The sequence below is a fragment of the Paraburkholderia rhynchosiae genome (assembly GCF_002879865.1).
GTDB classification, from domain to species: domain Bacteria; phylum Pseudomonadota; class Gammaproteobacteria; order Burkholderiales; family Burkholderiaceae; genus Paraburkholderia; species Paraburkholderia rhynchosiae.
This window is the reverse complement of record NZ_PNXY01000010.1, coordinates 216,014-234,870: the sequence shown is the minus strand read 5'-3', so window position 1 is coordinate 234,870 and position 18,857 is coordinate 216,014. Positions and strand designations below refer to the sequence as shown.

The 18,857-nt window shown below is 62.3% G+C and carries 14 protein-coding genes and 2 pseudogenes; 10 read left to right on the top strand and 6 right to left on the bottom strand.

The window, feature by feature from the left end:
• Positions 1-49 precede the first annotated feature (49 nt).
• Positions 50-1,879: a glutamine--fructose-6-phosphate transaminase (isomerizing) gene (gene glmS / locus C0Z16_RS16705; protein WP_102633220.1), complete on the bottom strand. Its 1,830-nt coding sequence runs from the start codon at positions 1,877-1,879 to the stop codon at positions 50-52.
• Between the two features lie 298 nt (positions 1,880-2,177).
• On the opposite strand from glmS, the pseudogene C0Z16_RS16700 reads away from it, so the two are divergent.
• Positions 2,178-3,039: pseudogene (locus tag C0Z16_RS16700) on the top strand (NmrA family NAD(P)-binding protein).
• Between the two features lie 123 nt (positions 3,040-3,162).
• On the opposite strand, the gene C0Z16_RS16695 reads toward C0Z16_RS16700, so the two are convergent.
• Positions 3,163-4,077, bottom strand: coding sequence for a glutaminase (locus tag C0Z16_RS16695; protein WP_102633219.1), 915 nt, complete (start codon positions 4,075-4,077; stop codon positions 3,163-3,165).
• A gap of 106 nt (positions 4,078-4,183) precedes the next feature.
• Positions 4,184-5,755, bottom strand: a complete 1,572-nt coding sequence (locus C0Z16_RS16690) for a DHA2 family efflux MFS transporter permease subunit (RefSeq protein WP_102633218.1) — start codon at positions 5,753-5,755, stop codon at positions 4,184-4,186.
• 322 nt (positions 5,756-6,077) lie between these two features.
• Between C0Z16_RS16690 and C0Z16_RS16685 the strand changes: the two genes are divergently transcribed.
• From C0Z16_RS16685 to C0Z16_RS16675, 3 genes and pseudogenes are all read left to right on the top strand, one after another.
• Positions 6,078-6,737: an alpha/beta hydrolase gene (locus tag C0Z16_RS16685; protein WP_102633248.1), complete on the top strand. Its 660-nt coding sequence runs from the start codon at positions 6,078-6,080 to the stop codon at positions 6,735-6,737.
• 200 nt (positions 6,738-6,937) lie between these two features.
• Positions 6,938-7,990 (top strand): rod shape-determining protein, encoded by a 1,053-nt coding sequence (gene mreB, locus C0Z16_RS16680; protein WP_102633217.1) that lies wholly within the window; start codon positions 6,938-6,940, stop codon positions 7,988-7,990.
• Positions 7,991-8,121: 131 nt separating this feature from the next.
• A pseudogene (locus C0Z16_RS16675) lies at positions 8,122-8,268 on the top strand (alpha/beta fold hydrolase); the annotation flags it as partial.
• A gap of 25 nt (positions 8,269-8,293) precedes the next feature.
• Here the strand turns inward: C0Z16_RS16675 and C0Z16_RS16670 are convergent.
• A complete protein-coding gene (locus C0Z16_RS16670; protein ID WP_102633216.1) occupies positions 8,294-8,695 on the bottom strand; it encodes a hypothetical protein in 402 nt (133 codons plus the stop codon).
• A gap of 458 nt (positions 8,696-9,153) precedes the next feature.
• Here C0Z16_RS16670 and C0Z16_RS16665 point away from each other — a divergent pair, with 458 nt between their 5' ends.
• Positions 9,154-11,436, top strand: coding sequence for an amylo-alpha-1,6-glucosidase (locus C0Z16_RS16665; protein WP_102633215.1), 2,283 nt, complete (start codon positions 9,154-9,156; stop codon positions 11,434-11,436).
• Positions 11,437-11,926: 490 nt separating this feature from the next.
• On the opposite strand, the gene C0Z16_RS37760 is transcribed toward C0Z16_RS16665, so the two are convergent.
• Complete coding sequence (locus C0Z16_RS37760) at positions 11,927-12,100, bottom strand: hypothetical protein (protein WP_158244493.1); 174 nt, start codon at positions 12,098-12,100, stop codon at positions 11,927-11,929.
• A gap of 263 nt (positions 12,101-12,363) precedes the next feature.
• Here C0Z16_RS37760 and C0Z16_RS16650 point away from each other — a divergent pair, with 263 nt between their 5' ends.
• A complete protein-coding gene (locus C0Z16_RS16650; RefSeq protein ID WP_102633247.1) occupies positions 12,364-12,657 on the top strand; it encodes a hypothetical protein in 294 nt (97 codons plus the stop codon).
• Between the two features lie 66 nt (positions 12,658-12,723).
• On the opposite strand, the gene C0Z16_RS16645 is transcribed toward C0Z16_RS16650, so the two are convergent.
• Positions 12,724-14,292 carry a sensor domain-containing diguanylate cyclase gene (locus C0Z16_RS16645; protein ID WP_102633212.1) on the bottom strand — a complete coding sequence of 523 codons (1,569 nt, stop codon included), beginning with the start codon at positions 14,290-14,292 and terminating at the stop codon, positions 12,724-12,726.
• A 288-nt stretch (positions 14,293-14,580) separates the two neighbouring features.
• Between C0Z16_RS16645 and C0Z16_RS16640 the strand changes: the two genes are divergently transcribed.
• From C0Z16_RS16640 to C0Z16_RS16625, 4 genes are all read left to right on the top strand, one after another.
• The gene (locus tag C0Z16_RS16640; RefSeq protein ID WP_102633211.1) at positions 14,581-15,339 is read left to right on the top strand and encodes a spermine/spermidine synthase domain-containing protein; all 759 of its coding nucleotides are present in this window, start codon (positions 14,581-14,583) and stop codon (positions 15,337-15,339) included.
• 98 nt (positions 15,340-15,437) lie between these two features.
• Positions 15,438-16,292 (top strand): MurR/RpiR family transcriptional regulator, encoded by an 855-nt coding sequence (locus C0Z16_RS16635; protein ID WP_102633210.1) that lies wholly within the window; start codon positions 15,438-15,440, stop codon positions 16,290-16,292.
• Positions 16,293-16,387: 95 nt separating this feature from the next.
• Positions 16,388-17,455, top strand: a complete 1,068-nt coding sequence (locus C0Z16_RS16630) for a C45 family autoproteolytic acyltransferase/hydolase (protein WP_102633209.1) — start codon at positions 16,388-16,390, stop codon at positions 17,453-17,455.
• Between the two features lie 33 nt (positions 17,456-17,488).
• Positions 17,489-18,817 (top strand): aspartate aminotransferase family protein, encoded by a 1,329-nt coding sequence (locus tag C0Z16_RS16625; RefSeq protein WP_102633208.1) that lies wholly within the window; start codon positions 17,489-17,491, stop codon positions 18,815-18,817.
• The last annotated feature ends 40 nt before the right edge of the window (positions 18,818-18,857 follow it).

Here is an 18,857-nt window from a genome sequence, read left to right as displayed (position 1 = left end):
AACCGTTTGCTTGTATACGCGTACTTGCTGCGCGTCTGTGCGCTACACCTCATTCGACCGTGACAGATTTCGCAAGGTTGCGCGGCTTGTCGACGTCGGTGCCGCGGGCGCAAGCCGTGTGATAGGCGAGCAGCTGCAACGGCACTACGTGCAGGATCGGCGACAGGCTGCCGTAGTGTTCGGGCATACGGATCACATGGAGGCCGTCGCCGCTCGCAATTCGCGAACCGGCGTCGGCAAATACATACAATTGGCCGCCGCGTGCCCGTACTTCCTGCATATTCGATTTGAGCTTGTCGAGCAGGGCGTCGTTCGGTGCGATCGTCACGACAGGCATCTGGCTCGTTACCAGCGCGAGCGGTCCGTGTTTCAATTCGCCGGCGGGATAAGCCTCGGCGTGCACGTATGAGATTTCCTTCAGCTTTAATGCGCCCTCCAACGCAATCGGATAGTGCAGGCCGCGTCCGAGAAAGAGCGCATGTTCGGTGCGCATAAATGCTTCAGCCCAGGCAATGATTTGTGCTTCCAGCGCCAGCACGCTGTTGAGCCTTGCCGGTAAATGATGTAGCTGATCGAGAAACGCCGCCTCCTGTGCTGGGGGAAGACGCCCGCGTTGCTTGCCGAGTGTCAACACCAGCAGGAACAACGCGACAAGTTGTGTCGTGAACGCTTTCGTCGACGCCACGCCGATTTCCGGTCCCGCACTCGTCAGATGCTGGAATTCGGTCTGCCGCATCATCGTGCTGCTCGCGACATTGCAAATGGCCAGCGTATGCCGGTGGCCCTGGAATTGAGCGTGCTTCAGTGCGGCGAGCGTGTCGGCCGTTTCGCCTGATTGCGAGACGACCACTACCAGCGTATTGGGACTCGCGACACTGCTGCGATACCGGTATTCGCTGGCGACTTCAACTTGCGTCGGTACTTTGGCGAGCGATTCGAACCAGTACTTTGCAGTCATGCCCGCGTAATAGCTCGTGCCGCAGGCGACAATCAACACGGAGTCGATTTCGCGGAATGCATGCTTCGCACCTGGCCCGAACAAGTCGGCCGTAATCGTGTGGACCGTTTCTATCGCGTCCGCAATCACACTCGGCTGTTCGAAGATCTCTTTGTGCATGTAGTGGCGGTAGGGACCAAGCTCTACGACGCCGCTGCTCGAGCGCTGCACCTTTATTTCGCGCTGGACGGTATTGCCGCGGCGGTCCACGACCCGCACGCCGTCCAGCGTCAATTCGGCCATATCGCCTTCTTCCAGATAGATGAAGTTCTCGACCGTGCCGGAGAGTGCCATGGCGTCCGACGCCAGATAGTTGCCTTGCTCGCCGAGACCCACGACGAGCGGCGAGCCGGCCCGCGCGCCGATTACGCGGCCTCGGTCGTTCCTCGCGAATACCGCAATGGCGTAGGCACCGTGGAGTCGTTCGAGAGAATGCCGTACGGCGGAAAACAGGTCGCCCCAGTTCTCCTGCTGCCAGTTGTGGTGAATCAGATGCGCGACAACTTCCGTATCTGTGTCCGATTCGAACACGTAGCCCAGTGCTTTCAGTTCTTCGCGCAACGACTCGTGGTTTTCAATAATGCCGTTATGGACGATAGCGATTTCGCCGCTGGAGAAGATCGGATGCGCATTCTTCGTCAGGGGCGCACCATGGGTCGCCCATCGTGTATGTGCGATACCGATCATTCCGGATAAGTTAGCTTCCGCAACTTCTGCGACGAGATTCGTGACTCGCGCAACACTGCGCACGCGGCGCAACGCACCTTGCTGAAGAACGGCGATGCCGCACGAGTCGTAGCCGCGATATTCGAGCCGCCGTAATCCCTCGGTCAACATGAAAGTGACATCGCGCCGATCCACTGCTCCTACGATTCCGCACATGAAAGATCTCCTCTACTTCACAGCGATTCAGACGCAAGGGATTGAAGCGCTAGACAAAGATGTGTTGCATTGCCCGCAAGCATAGGCATTGGCGAAGCGACGCGCGTGGAGCGCGGCGCAAAACGTTGAACCGTTGTCCGGTAAAAGAGCGTGTTGGTTTCTTTCGCAACAACCGTCACATTCGACAATTGCCGTTTAGTCATTGGATAAATGACATTGATGCTCTCGTGAAATCCCTGCTACACGGTGAGAATGCATCGCACTACGGCAATTAACCGTTTTCAAGGAGCGATCGAACATGTTTGCAATTACCGGTGTGACAGGGCAGGTCGGCGGCGCGCGCTTTACTGGACGCAGGACATGAAGTGCGAGCGGTCTTGCGCGATAAAACGAAGGCAGCACACTGGAAGGAGCGCGGCGCCGACGTGGCGATTGCGTCATTCGAAGACGCCGACGCACTCGCCGCAGCGTTTCGCGATACTGCGGGGGTGTTCGTGATGGTCGCGCCAAACTTCGCCCCGCAGCCGGGTTATCCCAATGCACATGCCGCAGCCGCCGCGTTGAAAGAGGCGTTAACCAGCGCGCGGCCTGGGCGCGTCGCCGCGTTGTCGTCCGTTGGCGGGCAGCGTGAATCCGGCCTCGGCCTGATTACGCAAGTGCATATTCTCGAAGAGGCGCTTGCGGATCTGCCGCTTCCCACTGTGATTCTGCGGCCGGCGTGGTTCATGGAAAACTCGTTGTGGGACATCGCGAGAGCGCGCGACACGGGCATCATGCCGAGCTTTCTCCAACCGCTCGACCGCGCTTATCCGATGGTTGCGACGGACGATATCGGACGCGTCATCGCGGATACGCTTACGCAGTCATGGCAGGGGCGACGCGTCATCGAAATAGAAGGCCCGCAGCGCTATACGCAGCACGAGATTGCGGCGCTGCTTGGCGGCGCGCTGAAGCGCGACGTGAAGGCGCAAGCAGTGCCGCGCGATCAATGGGAGGCGTTGTTCCAGGCGCAAGGCACGCCGTGGCCGGCGCCGCGCATTGAAATGATCGACGGCTTCAACTCGGGCTGGATCGATTTCGACGAGGGTGTAAAGGAGCATGTGATCGGCACGACCGCCTATCAGACGGTACTGGCTCAGCTTGTTTCGCGCGCCGGCTGACGGGTTTAAGCAAAGCCAAGCGGTGATTAGCGCGGCGCAATTCATCTATTCAGGCAGATTGGCCGCGTTATTCGCACCGCCTTATTTGCTCCTGGATGTCTGTGCGCCGCTGCGCATTCACAATTAAAAAATCGATTGGCCCGTGTAAGTCGTCAACCATTCGAGCGCAAGCACGCCGGCTAATGAATTGCCGTTCGCATCGAGCGCCGGGGACCATACGCACACCGCCATTTCTCCCGGCAGCACCGCGACGATTCCGCCGCCCACGCCGCTTTTAGCCGGCAAACCGACGCGGTAAACGAAATCGCCTGCCGCGTCATAAGTGCCGCATGTCAGCATCAACGCGGAAAGGCGTTTGGCGGAACTGGTGTCGAGAATCCGCTCGCCGGTGGACGGTACCACGCCGTGATTGGTCAGAAAAAGTGCCGCCTTCGCGAGTTCGACGCAACTCATCGAAATCGCGCATTGGCGGCAGTACGCGTCGACCACCACCTGCGCCGGCATTTCCATGTTGCCGAAGCTCGCCATGAAATGCGCCATTGCGCGGTTGCGGTGCGCGTGCTGCAACTCCGATTGAGCGACGCGCGAATCGTAATCGATGCTCGTCTCGCCCGTTAAGCGCCGCATGAATTCGACAAGCGCCGTTTCCGCTTGCACGAAACGCCGGCACAGCACGTCGGTGACGACCAGCGCGCCGGCATTGATGAACGGATTGCGCGGCTTGCCGTGCTCCGCCTCGAGCTGGACCAGGGAATTGAATGCATTGCCCGACGGCTCGCGGCCGACCCGTTGCCACAGCGCGTCCCCGAGCAGCCGGAACGCCATTGTGCAGGCGAATAGCTTCGAGATGCTTTGAATGGAAAAACGCGTGTCCGCTTCGCCGGTGCGGAATACCTCGCCCGATGCCGTGACGATCGCCATGCCGAAACTATCGGCAGGGACTTGCGCGAGTTGCGGAATGTAATCGGCGACTTTGCCCGTGCCCAGATAAGGCCGGAGGTCGTGGTGGATCTGTTCGAGGATGGATGCGTAGTTCATAAGGCTCAACCCGGTGGAGCCGCGATTCTACTGGGAAGCATCCGCGAATTGTTCGCGCCGGCGTTGCACGGACCGAATCGGATCCATGCAACGCCGCATCTCTGGATCAATGCGCGCCGGCCGCGTCCTGCCCGCCGCCCTTCGCCGGCCGCGTTATCCAGATCAGTGGAATGATCAGAATGAAGATGATTGCCGACACATAGAAGATGTCGTTCAGACCCATCATCGCCGCTTGTGTATTCACGGTGAAATCGAATAGCGCATGCGCCGACTGGGTATTCATATGCAGCAACGACTGGGTCGAATCGATCTGTTGACTGAACAACGGGTTGTCGACGGACGCGTGTTCGGTGAGCCTTTCGTGATGCAGTACCGTGCGGTTATTCCATGCGTTGCCCGCCACGGACGTACCCACCGCGCCGCAAAACACGCGCACGAAGTTCGACAGACCGGCCGCAGCCGGGATCTTTTGCGGCGGCTGGCCCGACAGAATGATGGACGTCAGCGGCACGAAGAATAGCGCCATCGGAATGCCTTGCAGCAGCGTGGGTATCACGAGATGCCACGTGTCGATTTCAATCACGTACTTCGAGCGCATGTAAAACACAACCGCGAAGCCGACAAAGGCCAGCGTGGAAATGACGCGCGCGTCCGAGCGCGGCAGCACGCGGCCCATGACCGGCGCAAGCAGCACGGCGAAAATGCCGAGCGGCGCAGTGACGAGACCGGCATCGACGGAACGGTAGTTCAGATACTCCTGCATCCACTGCGGCAACAGCACCAGGTTGCCGAAGAACACCCCATAGGCCACTGAAATCGCAATGGTGCCGCCGAGAAAGTTGCGCTGCTGGAAAAGCCGCAAGTCGACAATCGGGTTCTCTTCAGTCAGTTCCCATACGAGGAAGAACGCGAAACTGATCAACGCGGTAATGCCGAGAATCACGACCACCGGCGACGCGAACCAGTCGAGGTCCTTGCCTTTGTCGAGCATGATCTGCAGCGAGGCGACCCACGTAATCAGCAGCCCGAGCCCGACCACGTCGATGGGCGGTTTGCGTGTCGGCGACTCGCGGGTGCGATAGATCATCCACGTGACACCGGCCGCGAATAGGCCCACCGGAATGTTGATGTAGAAGATCCACGACCAGCTGTAGCTATCCGTGATCCAGCCGCCGAGCGCCGGGCCCGCAATCGGGCCGACGGTGGCGGTCATCGCCCATAAAGCCAGGGCGGTCGACGCTTTCTCCTTCGGATACGAGCCGAGCAGAATGGCTTGTGACAGCGGGATCAGCGGGCCTGCCACCGCGCCCTGAAAAACCCGCGCGACCAGCAGGATAGGTAGCGTCGGCGCAATACCGCACAGCCACGACGCCAGCACGAACATCAGGATCGCGCCGACAAAAAGCTTCACCTGGCCGATGCGTTGCGTGAGCCAGCCCGTCAGCGGAATCGACACGGCATTGGCTGCGGCGAACACGGTGATGACCCACGTGCCTTCGTCGACGGACACGCCCAGGTTGCCCGAAATGGTCGGAATGGCGACGTTCGCAATCGACGTGTCCAGCACGTTCATGAACGTGGCGAGCGCGACGGCGATGGTCGCGAGAACCAGTTGGCCGCCTTGCAGGGGCGGCGGTGGCGCGGGCGCTGAAGGCGGTGCGGAAGTGGGTTCGCTCAAAACGTTCTCCCGGATCGATGTGCCGCGGAACTCGCGCGCCGGTGTTCCTGCGCGGCAGCGGCTACGTGTCTGCGACGAGTTCAACTCAACGCAGCTGAAGGCAGTTCAATGCGGCGCACGGCGCGGCTGGCCCGCCAGATGCTCGCAAAAGGATACCTGTATTCACATCTGGACGTCGCCGGTGCGGGCAGCGAGCGGCGCAAACGAACCTGGCAGCGTATGCTCGCGGCTGGGACCGAACCCAAACCGCATGAAGCTGCATTCACGTGCGTACCGGGCGGCCACCATCAATCACAAATCAAACCGAGCGAGGGAAAGCAATATGGTCTGGGAGCAATTCGAACACGGCTGGCGGCGCGCGCCGCTCGCTGCGCCTGCCAAAGCTCTGGTCGTGCTGATGCACGGCGTGGGCAGCAACGCGCGCGATCTGATGCCGCTCGCGGACATCTGGAGCGAGCGTCTGCCGGACGTCGCCTTCACGTCGCTCGACGGCACGGATCCGTTCGACGGCGGTTTTGGCGGGCGTCAATGGTTCAGTCTGCGCGACATCGGCGAAGGCAATCGCGAGGCGCGTGCCGCCGCTGCTTACTCGGCATTACGTCGCATGCTCGAAGCCGAACTCGCGCATTGGCATCTGGCTTTCGGGCGCCTTGCATTGGTTGGCTTTTCGCAAGGTTCCATCATGGCGCTGCATCATGCGGCGACGAGCGTGGAGGGCGCCGCGTGCGTCGTCGCGTATTCGGGGCGGCTCGCTTCGCCCGTGATCGCGCGCAATGGCACGCCGCTCACCCTGGTCCACGGCGAGGATGACGAGGTGATTCCCGTGCAGGAACTCGAACACGCCGCCGACGCGTTCAGCGCGGCCGGCTATACCGTCGACGCGTACGCGTTGCCGGGCATCGGCCATACGATCGACGCGGACGGCGTCGCGCTCGGTCAGGAGGCGCTGGAACGCACGCTGGGCGCGTTGTCGCGCGATTGACACGGTCCGATCGAAAAGCGGGCCTAAAGATATCGATCGGCTTGCCGTTAACTGCTCATAACAAGAAAATCACCCCCGCCGCGCGGATTGCGCAATGCCCGCGGCCTGGGTGACCGGGGGCGCATTTTTCATAATGCCCGGCATGGGCGCTAAACGACGCAACTGAGCGACGCAACCGAGCGACACAACAGAGCCTCCCTATGGCCAGACCGACGCCGCATCACCCGCTTTTCGATCGACTGTTCCGCCAGGCTGTGACGGTAGACCTCGGCACGGCCAACACCCTCATCTACACGGACGACGGTGGCATCGTGCTGAATCAGCCGTCGGTCGTGTGTTTCGAGAAGGCGCACTCCGCCGGATTCAAACGCGTGGCGGCGGTCGGCATGGAGGCGCGTCAGCTTCTCGGCCGCGCGCCGCGCAATCTCGAAGCGGTGCGGCCAATGCGCCACGGCGTGATCGCCAACTTCTCCGCCGCCGAGCACATGATCCGGCAATTCGTCGACATGGCGCGTCCGCGGCAAGTGTTCAGCCGCCGCGCCGCGTTCACGCTGTGCGTGCCGGCGGGAGCGACCCAGGTCGAACGCCGCGCGATCAGGGAAGCGGCCGTCGCGGCAGGCGCGTGGAAGGTGAGCCTCATCGGCGAATCGCTGGCGTCGGCGGTCGGCGCCGGCTTGCCGGTCTCCGAAGCGACCGGTTCGATGGTCGTCGATATCGGCGGCGGCACAACCGAAGTCGGCGTGATCACGCTGGGCGGCACTGCGTATAGCGGCTCGATCCGCGTGGGCGGCGACAGCTTCGACATGGCGATCATCGGTTATGTGCGCAATCTGTATGGCGTGCTGATCGGCGAGCAGACCGCGGAGCATGTGAAGAAGAACATCGGTTCGGCGGTGCGCGATGTGCCCGCCGAATACATGAACGCGACGGGGCGCAGCATGGACGACGGCTTGCCGCGCACGGTCCAGCTCAGCAATCACGATATTGCCGATGCAATCGAAGGACCGCTGCGCCAGGTGATCGGCGCGATAAAGCGCGGGCTGGAAATGGCGCCGGCCGAACTCGTCACCGACATCGCGCACAACGGCATCGTGTTGACGGGCGGCGGGGCGCTGCTCGGCAATCTGGAGCGCCGCCTGACGAATGAAATCGGACTTGAAGTCCGCATCGCCGACGAACCGCTGACCTGTGCGGTGCGCGGCGCCGGAGTGGCGGCCGCCACCGGTTTGCTGGACGACATCGCGTACGAATGATCTAACGGGGACCTGGCGCGTGCTTTTGTGAAATGCGGCAACTTTCTGTAAGCACCTGGCTGCGGGCTTCATCGGCTATGACGCAGATGTCAATCCGCTTCTGCTTTGACGCCTGCTTTCATCGAACTCTCCGCCGCACAGCCGCCGCGCTGCAATCGTGGCTGCCGGATGCGCGCCGCGAAACGGTGCGCGGCGCGTCGCACGGCATGAACCTCGCGCGTCCGTCGGCGTTCAATCGTTACATCGACGAATTCATTCGCGCGATGAACGCCGGATAACCGGCGGATCATTCAGGCCGACTGCTTACGCCTTGCGATGCGCGTCTTTATCGAGCGCGCGTTCCGCCGCTTCGCCGACGAGGCCGTGATAGTACAGATGCACGCCGATCGCGAGCGAGTCGTTGCGAATTTCGTGGAAGGCTTTCAATGCCTTCGCCGGATCCTTGAACAGCAGATAGTGCGCTTCATGCGCGATCAGATCGGCGACTTCATGCAGGCCGTGTCCATGCAATACATCGACTAGCGTATCGAGGCTGCGATGCGTGCGTGCATCGGTACGCGGATAGAGCATGTGCAACACGGCCACGTCCTGCGTCTTCAGCGCCGCCGATAACGCGACGACGATGTCCTGATGGTTCAGCGCGCTGACGACGCTGTCTTCGCTATGGACATGATCCGGAAAAAGCGTTTCAAGAGAGGCGTTCATTCGGGTTCTTCCTGTTCCTTCTGGCTGATTAAAAAGGCCCGCCTAAGCATGGCGGGCCAAAGACAGCGATGTGTCCGCCGGGCAAGCAGAACACGGAAGCAGTATCGCAGAAGCACCGCTGCGGACTCAGTGCGGCTCAAGCAAAACATTGTTGCTGCTAGCGTCCTCAAGAAGCGCGGTCAGCAAGCGCAGTCATGAAGCGAGTGCGGGTTCGACGCCGCACAGGCAAGCGGTCGGAAACGCAACTGAAAGGCGGGGATTCTCTGCAGGTCGCGTGCCACCGAAAAAATCCGAAACTCCCTCGCGATAAGTTCGTCTGACGTGACGAGACCTTCTACAATCGGAATCGGCCGGGCGGTAAGCGGTGGTCACGCGCAGTACCCGGCAGTGCCCGGCAGCAACCTGAAGCCACCTGAAGTGAAGCGAAACGCAGCAGCGAACCCATAGGAGCGACCCTGATGCAGCAGCCTGAAGCCCTCGGCGGCCTGTCCCACTCGGGCGGAATCGATCATCGTGAATCCGAGCCGGACGGTGCGTTCATCCCGACGGAAAACCTCAACGTTGCAAGCGCCATGCAGCATGTGCTGAAGTCGGGCGACACCTTCATCGTCAACGATTCTCTCGGCGATATCACCGGCCATGACGACGGCCTGTTCGTCAACGATACCCGCGTCCTCTCGCAACTGCGCCTGACGTTCGGAGGCCGTGCGCCGTCGCTGCTGTCGGGCAGCGTTAGCAGCGACAACACTTCATTTACCGCGCATCTGACCAACCGGCCATTGCCGCCGCTCGGCGGCCCCAGCACACCCGAAGGCGTGATCCACGTCGAACGCGTGCGCGTGCTGTCGGGCACGGTGCTCAACGAAGCCATCGAACTCACCAACTACGGCACGAGCGACGCCATCGTGCCGCTGTCGATTTCCTTTGCCAGCGACTTCCGCGACATGTTCGAAGTGCGCGGCCTGCAGCGCGCCAAGCAGGGGCGCATCGAAGCGGCGCGCGTGGAGAACCACGAGGTGCTGCTCGGCTATGTCGGCCTCGACGACGTGGCGCGCAACGTGCAGATCGCTTTCGCGCCGCAGCCCGACAAGCTGTTCGCCAATCGCGCGGACTACACGGTCAAGCTGCCGGCCCAGGCGTGCGTATCGATCTATCTGTCGGTCGCGGTTCAGGTCGTCGCACAGACGCCGGATACGCCGAGTGCCGGCGTGTCGTCGCCGACTCATCCGGTGAGCGAAGCGCATATGTCGCAGATCGACACGGAGCGCCCGCGCGTCGGCCGTGCCGCGGTGCGTGCGGCGCTGGTGGATGCCCATCTTGTCATGCGCGAACGGCGCCGCGTGACCGCGCGCGTGCGTTCGAGCAATCCGCTCTTCAATGCGTGGATCGACCGCTCGCTTGCCGACCTCGGCCTTTTAACCACCGACCTCGCGACGGGCCCGTATCCGTATGCGGGCATTCCGTGGTTCTCCACGCCGTTCGGCCGCGACGCCGTCATTACCTCGTTGCAGACGCTCTGGTTGCAGCCGCAACTTGCCGCGGGTGTGCTGCGCTTTCTCGCCGAACATCAGGCGCACGAGAACTCGCCGTTTCGCGACGCCGCGCCCGGCAAAATCATGCACGAGATGCGCAAGGGCGAAATGGCGGCCACCGGCGAAGTACCGTTCGCACTGTATTACGGCGGCGTCGACACCACCCCGCTCTTCATCGTGCTGGCCGGCGCGTATGCGGCGCGCACTGGCGACGTCGGGTTGATAGACGAATTGTGGCCGGCGCTCGAGCGCGCGGCCGGCTGGGTCGCGGGCGTGTGCGACAAGAACCCGTACGGTCTGCTCGATTATCAGCGCGAGTCGGACGGCGGCCTCGCCAACCAGGGCTGGAAGGACAGCCACGATTCGGTGTTCCATGCGGACGGCCGTTTCCCCGATGGTCCGATCGCGCTTGTCGAAGTACAGGCGTACGCGAGCGCCGCCTTCGACACCATGGCGCACCATGCAAGGCTGCGCGGCCTGCACGATGCGGCCGCGCAATACAAGACGCGCGCGAAGAAACTACGCGAGTGCGTCGAAGAAAAGTTCTGGATGGAAGAGTCGGGCTTCTACGGCATCGCGCTCGACGGCCACGGCGAACTGTGCCGCGTGATGGCGTCGAACGCGGGCCACCTGCTTGCTTTCGGTTTGCCTTCGCGCAAGCGCGGCGAATCGGTGGTGCGCGCGCTCGACTCCACGCTGTTTCACACGGGCTGGGGCGTGCGCACGCTGGCCGCGAGCCAGTCGCGTTTTAATCCAATGGCGTATCACAACGGCTCGGTCTGGCCGCACGACAACGCACTGTGCGCGCGCGGCCTGTCGCGTTACGGCGGCAAGGCGGCGGCGGTGCGGCTCTTGCAAGCGCTATTTCAGGCGGCGGTGAATTTCGACATGCGTCTGCCGGAACTGTTCTGCGGTTTCCTGCGTCGACGCGGTGAGCCGCCCACCGCTTATCCGGTCGCGTGTCTGCCGCAGGCCTGGGCAGCGGGGTCGCCCTTCATGATGCTGGAGGCGTGTCTCGGCATCACGATCGACGCTGAACGCCGCGAAGTGCTGATTGAGCAGCCGATGCTGCCGGAAGGCATCGACTGGCTGGAGCTAGGGGATCTGCAAGTGGGCGACGCTTCGGTGTCGATCACGTTCCGCCGTATCGGCGAAAAGGTGGTGGCCTCGGCCGAGCAGGGCGATGTGCGGGTGGTTGCGCTTCTGTGAGCGCGGTGGCTACGTTTTCGAGGGCGCCGAGGGTGCCGAGGTTGGCCCCGAGGTTGGCCCCGAGCTTGGCCCACTCGTTGGCTTGGTCGTTTGCCTGACCGTTGGCCCGATCTCAATCGGGCTTCTTCAAGCCGCTCGGATTAGCGGGCGTGCCCGGCGATGCCTCGGGACGCGGCGGTCTGCCGCCATCGTCGGGCGGAACAATGATGCCCACACCGGGCAGCAGGATGGGAGAGCCGGTTGTCGGCGCGGAAGCTGGCGCTGGAGGCATAGCGCGGCTGTTTGCGCCAGCATCCCCCCGTGGTCGGACTGCTCCCGCACCGGCGTTATTCCCCTGCGAGTACGCCGTTCCTGCGAAGGCCACAACGCATGCTGCCAGTGCAAAAAATCTCGTAAGCATGACGGCTTCCTCCGCCTCGCTGCGGCGATTGTGCACGGCCTGGATTCGCAGCGTGCTTAACGAAGCCGCTGGGTGTGCCGCCTGTGCCGGCTATTGGGGCGCGTCTTCGTCGAACAACTCGTCGTCCTCGGACTGGAGGATCGGGGTGGGCGTGTCAGCGGTTGGTGGCGGGCCGTTGCCCGGCTTGGCGGGCTTGCCGGCGAGATGGTGTTTGTCCTCTGCGCCGCGGTCGTCGCGGCTCTGTTCCTTCCGATGGTCTGTCATCACATGGTCCCGGGCGGGCTGGAGTTCCGGGCGCTTTTCGTCGGTCTAAAGCGCTAGCCGGATATGCATACTGAATTTGTAGCCCACGCCCGGAGACGGGTCAATCAGGGAGAAACACCCCGTACGCACGACTCGCCGTGACGCGCGGGCGAACGGGCTTCGGCCATGGCGAACTCGAAGAGCGGCACGCGGATTGCGGCGAAGGACGGCAAGGCGTGCACGCTACGGTGCAGCCAGTCGCTTTGCAACGGAGGAATGCGATTATGCGAGTTGCTACGAAAGGAGTGGTGTTGTCGGCGTTGATGCTGGGCTTGTCGGGCGCGGTCTACGCGCAGGGAGCGGGAACGACGGGCGGCGGGGGCGCCGGCGCGGGCCAGGGCGGTACCGGAATGCCAACGCCGAATGCGAGTGGACCCCTGGCGTCGTCGCCGGGCGCGTCGGGCGCGAACAGCATGGGAACGTCGAACGGTACGTCGCAGAAGCAGATGAAAAAGCAGAAGAAAGGGGCGATGGAGGCCCCTGCCTCCGATAGCGGCGGCATGAAGAAAACTTACTGACGCGAATGCGGTTGTTGCCACGCTTGCCCATCACGTGAGCGTCGATGCCGCGCTGCCGTTGATGCGCTACGCAGTGCCGACGCTCCCATCCCAATCGGTGCCCGGCTCGAGTGCGGTTTGTTCGTCAGAGACCCGATAGGTGCCTTTGCCGGCCTTTTTCGCGTCGTACATGGCTACGTCGGCTCGACGGATAAGGTCGTCGACGGGCTCGTTCACCGTCGCCAACGCAATGCCGATGCTGGTGCCGATGCTCATTGCGCCGCCGGGCGACAGCCGATACGGCTTCGCAATAGCGCGGATCACGCGCTGGGCAATGGCGGCAATCGAAGACAGCGTGGCATCTTCGACAATAACGGCAAACTCGTCGCCGCCCAGGCGCGCGGCGAATTCGCCATGCCGCAGCGTTTGCCTCAGGCGTGCGGCCACCGTCTCCAGAACTTCGTCGCCGGCGGTATGGCCGTGTCGGTCATTGACCTGCTTGAAGCCGTCCAGATCCAGATACAGGACGGCGGTGCGCGTATCGCTGCCTGAGCGCGTCCTCGAAAGAATCTGCTCGAGCCGGTCGCGCAGTTCGCGGCGGTTCGCCAACCCTGTGAGCGAATCGTGATGAGCCAGATGAAGAGCCTTGGCTTCGCTTAGCCGGCGTTCCGTGACGTCTTCAATGATGACCACGGCGCTGCCGTCGGGGACCGGATTGCGCGTCATCTCCAGTTGACGGCCGTCCCGAAGTTCCAGGTCCAGCGGCCGCCGCTCGCCATGCAACCATGCGGTGCACCGCTCCATCAACTGCTTGCGCAGCGTCTCGCCGAACTGCGCGAGGCCGACATGACCGATGAACTCGGGAAGGGGTACGTTGAGTTTCAGCATTTCGACCGTTGCGCCGAAGAGCTCCGCGGTGCGGCTATTGGCAATGACCACTCTTCCCGAACGGTCGATGGTGCAAAGTCCGTGCGGCATGTGGGTCAGCGCGGCATCGAAGCGCGCCGCGAGTTCGGCGTGATTCTGTTCCGCGGTCATGAGCGCGACCAGCCCCTTGTAATGGCGCCGCACGATAGATGTCATTGCGCCGACGTACATGAGCAGCGGCGGCATGAGGATCCACGAACCATTGGTGTCCGTCAGCAATGCGCCGATCCCGATCGGTATGGACACGAGGCATATTTGCCCGATCGCGAGACGCGGGACTGCGGCGTTCCTCGAAGCAATTCCGCCGAGAATGCCGGATGCCACCATGATGGCGAGCGATGCCAGGGTGGTATCGGCGGCTCTCACGCAGCCCATTGTCCCTAATCCGAGCAACAGGCTCGTGGTCAGGCACAACGGAGCGTAGGCCGCGGCCCACGGGCCGGGATTGACTGAGCCTTTCCGGCCGTGCGCAATGTAGGCGTAGATGATGCTCAGGCGTCCTAGAAAAACCCATACGTCGGCGAAGAGCCAGACAATCGTCCACGGTTGATGCAAGCGAATGTAGGCCACTGTGGCGACAAAAGAGCTTGCAACCACCGACATCAGCAATGGCCGCACGTTGTCGAACAGCGTCGACAACAGGCTCGAACGGATGGACGGTGAGACGGCTGCGCCCAGTTCGGGCGGAGTCGCGAGAATCGACTCGGAAACGGAAAGATTTACTGCCATGGTACCGCTCGGGTTAGTGCGGGGGCCGGGATACGGTTACTGTCTTAACGGCTAAGTGCGGCAGTTCTTTATGGGGATTTTCCTGGGGTAGGAGTGGGACCCACGCCAGTCCACTGGACATGCCGTTCGACAGACGAGAGCGACAATTCGCGGGCGGACCCTGTTCTTCGTTAGTTAAAGCGCATACGAACGCGGTCCGCACCGACAATCCTACCGACTCCCCCGGCGCAAATTCTGGATTAATGGATCCGTGAATTCTTCAAGTGTGGACTTCTGTTGGAGATAATAGTGATTATCGAAGAGCGCATTCTCGAAACGGAAAAATACAAAATCCTGAAAGGCGGAGACCGCTTGCTTCTTCAGTGGCTCGACGACGAGACGTCCTATGTGACGGAGATGAATCTCTCAGCTCCAGACCAACTCGAATCCGAGTACATGCGAAAAATGCTGCAACCGCTGGTTTTTATTCCAAAGCCAAGAGATGTCGTTCTGATTGGGCTTGGAGGTGGTCAGCAGGCAAAATTCGTTCACCGCTACCTGCCCGAATTACGCCTGTTAGCGTTGGAAATTGATCCCGAGGTTGTCGACATAGCGCGAACGCATTTCGGCCTGCCCGCCGACGATGAGCGGTTGCAGGTGGTGGTGGCTGACGCTGTGGACTTCATTGAGGAATATCAGGGGCAATGCGACCTCATTCTTTCCGATGCCTTTGGCAAGGACAACTGCATGGTCGACGCTTTACATACCGCTCAGTTTTACAGAGCCTGCCATCACATGCTGCGCGCCGGTGGTTTGATGACTATAAATATTTATCGTCCCCCGGCTGGGTGGGCTGCTACTTATGTGCCAATGCTGTCGGATATTTTTGCGCACAAGGAATTCCTTGTCGTTGCGCCCGACCGGGGCGTCATGGTTTTATGGAAAGACGCTCCGGACTTTGCATGGGAAGAGATCAACGAGCGCGCGGCAAAATTTCACGCTAAAACCGGTCTGGATTTCGGCTCACACTGTTTTGCTGGGCGGTCGTTCGCTCCAGAAATCTGCTGAGCCGCCAGACCCCCCTATTGGCTTGCCCAAACCATCCTGGGTCCACTCCCGGTGGTAACATTTGTTGTCATTACCTCAACAGCCGCCCGGACCCTCGCATGCCAGACAGTTTTGATCAGCTCGCCGCCCTGATCCGGGCGCGCTTCTCCGAACTGAGTCCGCAATTCCAGATGGGCGCGGGTTTCCTGCTCGATCATCCGGACGAAGTTGCTGTCTCGTCGATGCGCAAAGTCGCCGAACGCGCGCAGGTGCAACCCGCGTCGCTCGTGCGCCTTTCGCAGCAACTCGGGTTTCCTGGCTGGAACGAACTGCGCAACCTGTTCGTCGCGCGTGTGCGCACGCGGCCCGAGCCGCTGACGAGCCGCGCGCGCTCCCTTGTCAAATCGAAAGACGCGCTGGCGAGCGATCTGCTCGTCGCACAACAGCACAACCTCGAAGTCACCGCCGCGCATAACGGCCGCGTGATCGTCGAAGCGGCGCGGCTGTTGCGGCGCGCGCCGCATGTGCATGTGGCCGGGTTCCGCTCCTGCTACTCGGTCGCGTTTGGGCTCGTGTACGGTTACCGGTTGTTCCGTTCGTCGGTGTCGCTGCTCAACGGCGAAGCCGGCACGCTCGAAATGCAACTGCGCACCGTGGCGCGCGACAGTGCAACCATCGTGATCAGTTTCGCGCCGTATTCCGTTGAAGCGGCGCGCGTGGCGGAAGCTGCGCTGGAAAAGGGCAGCAAACTCATTGCCATTACCGACAGCGCCGTTTCGCCTATCGCGCTGAACGCCGACAAGGTGCTGATCTTCTCGCACGAGAGCCCATCGTTCTTTCCTTCGCTGGTGGCGGCCACGGCGATCGCCGAATCGCTCGTCGCGCATCTGCTCGCGCTCGAAGGCGCGGACGCGGTCGAACAGCTTGGCATCGCCGAGCAGTCGCTGCACGCGAAGGGCGCGTACGTGCCTTGAGTCTTCACCGCCGCGGCAGATTTTTCCTCTGATGCCGCATCGGCCCGTTTGACAACAAATGTTGTTTAGAAGTATAAACACGTACCGATTGTTGAATGGATGGAGCCGTGGCATTGACGCCGAACCTGAAGCTTCACGAAGTAGGCGGTGAGCCGTATGAAATCGGCTACCGTCTGGGCGAACTGGCGAGACCCGTGTTCGCCGATTACATGGATCAAAGCAGCGCATGGCGAGCGGTTCGCCGTTGGCGCGGCGATCCGTTCGTGCAGGCGCTGCGTGACGCGGCCCGCGCGCATTTCCCCGCATTGCTAGCTGAACTCGACGGCATGGCGGCCGGCTTGCGCTGGCCTGTCGAAGACGTCTTCCTGTGGAACTGCCGCGGCGAGCTGATCCATCATGCGCCGGACGGTTGCACCACGCTCGCGGCTGTCGAAGGCGACACGCGCTTCATCGCGCACAACGAAGACGGGGACCCGTTCCTGCGCGAGCGCTGCGCACTCGTTGATGTTCGACCGTCAGGCAAGCCCGGCTTCGTGAGTTTCTATTATCCGGGGTCGCTGCCGGGACACACCTTCGCGGCGAACCGCGCCGGTCTCGTGCAGACGATCAACAACCTGCGCATTCGCGCGCCCGCCGTCGGGGTGCCGCGCATGATTCTCGCCCGCGCCGTTCTCGACTCAGGCTCGCTCGATGAAGCGCTGCACATGCTGCGCGGCGCCCCGGCTGCGAGCGGCTTTCACCACACGCTCGGCTGTGCGAGTGACGCGCGCCTCGTCAGCGTCGAGGCGACTGCACGGCGCTGCTCGCTGCAAACCATCCGGACTCGCGCGGGCCACGCGAACCACATGATTCACCCGGGTTGCGAAGCGCAAGCGCAGATCATCACGGATTCGTCGCGCGACAGGCAGCTTCGCGTGGAGGCGCTCCTGCTGGCCGCGGCGAGTCCATTGAATGCGAACGCGTTGCTCGACGTGCTGCAGGATCGCGCGCCATCGGGCTTGCCGATCTATCGCGACGACCCGTCCGATCCCGACGACGAAAACACGCTGGCCACCGCGCTTTTCGAAATCGGTCACGCCGGTGTCTCGATGCAAGTTGTCCGCGAGGGGCAGCGCGTATTCGACACATTCATTTCCAGCACGACGCCCATGTCCGCTGCCTGAGCGGCCCAATGCCATTCTCTAGAAGTGAAAACCATGTCCACTGTGTTTCATCGTTCGCCGAAACAGTCGTTGCCCATCGCCGTTGCGGGCGACGGCATCGAGATCATCGATTCGACCGGCAAGCGCTATATCGACGCATCGGGCGGCGCGGCGGTGTCGTGCCTCGGCCACAGCAATCAGCGCGTGATCGACGCGATCAAACGGCAGGCGCAACACTTGCCGTACGCGCACACGTCATTCTTCACGACGCAGCCCGCCGAGGAACTCGCGGACCGGCTCGTCGCGAGCGCGCCGCAAGGTCTGGAACATGTGTATTTCGTATCGGGCGGCTCCGAGGCGATCGAGGCCGCGTTGAAACTCGCGCGTCAGTACTTCGTGGAAAAAGGCGAGCCGCAGCGGCGCCATTTCATCGCGCGGCGGCAGAGCTATCACGGCAACACGCTAGGCGCACTGGCAATCGGCGGTAACGCGTGGCGGCGCGAGCCGTTTCTGCCGATGCTGATCGAAGCGCATCACGTGAGCCCGTGTTACGCGTACCGCGAGCAGCGCGCCGGCGAAAGCGAAACGGAATTCGCGCAGCGTCTGGCGGATGAACTGGAGCAGAAGATCCTCGAACTCGGCGCGGATACGGTCGCGGCCTTCGTCGCGGAAACGGTGGTCGGCGCGACTGCGGGCGCCGTGCCGCCGGTGCGCGACTATTTTCGCAAGATTCGCGCGGTGTGCGATCGCTACGGCGTGCTGCTGATTCTCGACGAAATCATGTCGGGCATGGGCCGCACGGGTTATCTGTATGCGTGCGAGGAAGACGGCATCGCGCCGGACATGCTGACCGTCGCGAAAGGGCTCGGCGCCGGCTATCAGCCGATTGGCGCGACGCTGGTGAGCGACCGGATCTATCAGGCGATAGTCGGCGGCTCGGGCTTCTTTCAGCATGGCCATACGTATATCGGCCACGCAACCGCATGCGCCGCGGCGCTCGAAGTGCAGCGCGTGATCGCGGACGACAAATTGCTGCCCAACGTGGTGGCGCGCGGCGAACAATTGCGCGGGCTGCTGCGCGAGCGCTATGCACGCCATCCGCATATCGGCGACGTGCGCGGGCGCGGGCTCTTTGTCGGCGTCGAAGTGGTCAAGGACCGCGGCAACAAAACGCCGTTCGACGCGGGCCTGAAGCTGCACGCTGCGATTCGCCGCGAGGCATTCGCGCGCGGCTTGATGGTGTATCCGATGGGCGGCACGGTCGACGGCAAGATCGGCGATCATGTGCTGCTGGCGCCGCCGTTTATCTGCACGGCGCGCGACATCGACGAAATTGTCAGCCGGCTGGCCGATGCGATCGACGGCGCGCTTGCCGCAATCTGAGCGCATGTTAAGCGCGCTCCGACCACGCTGCTGCCGCGCC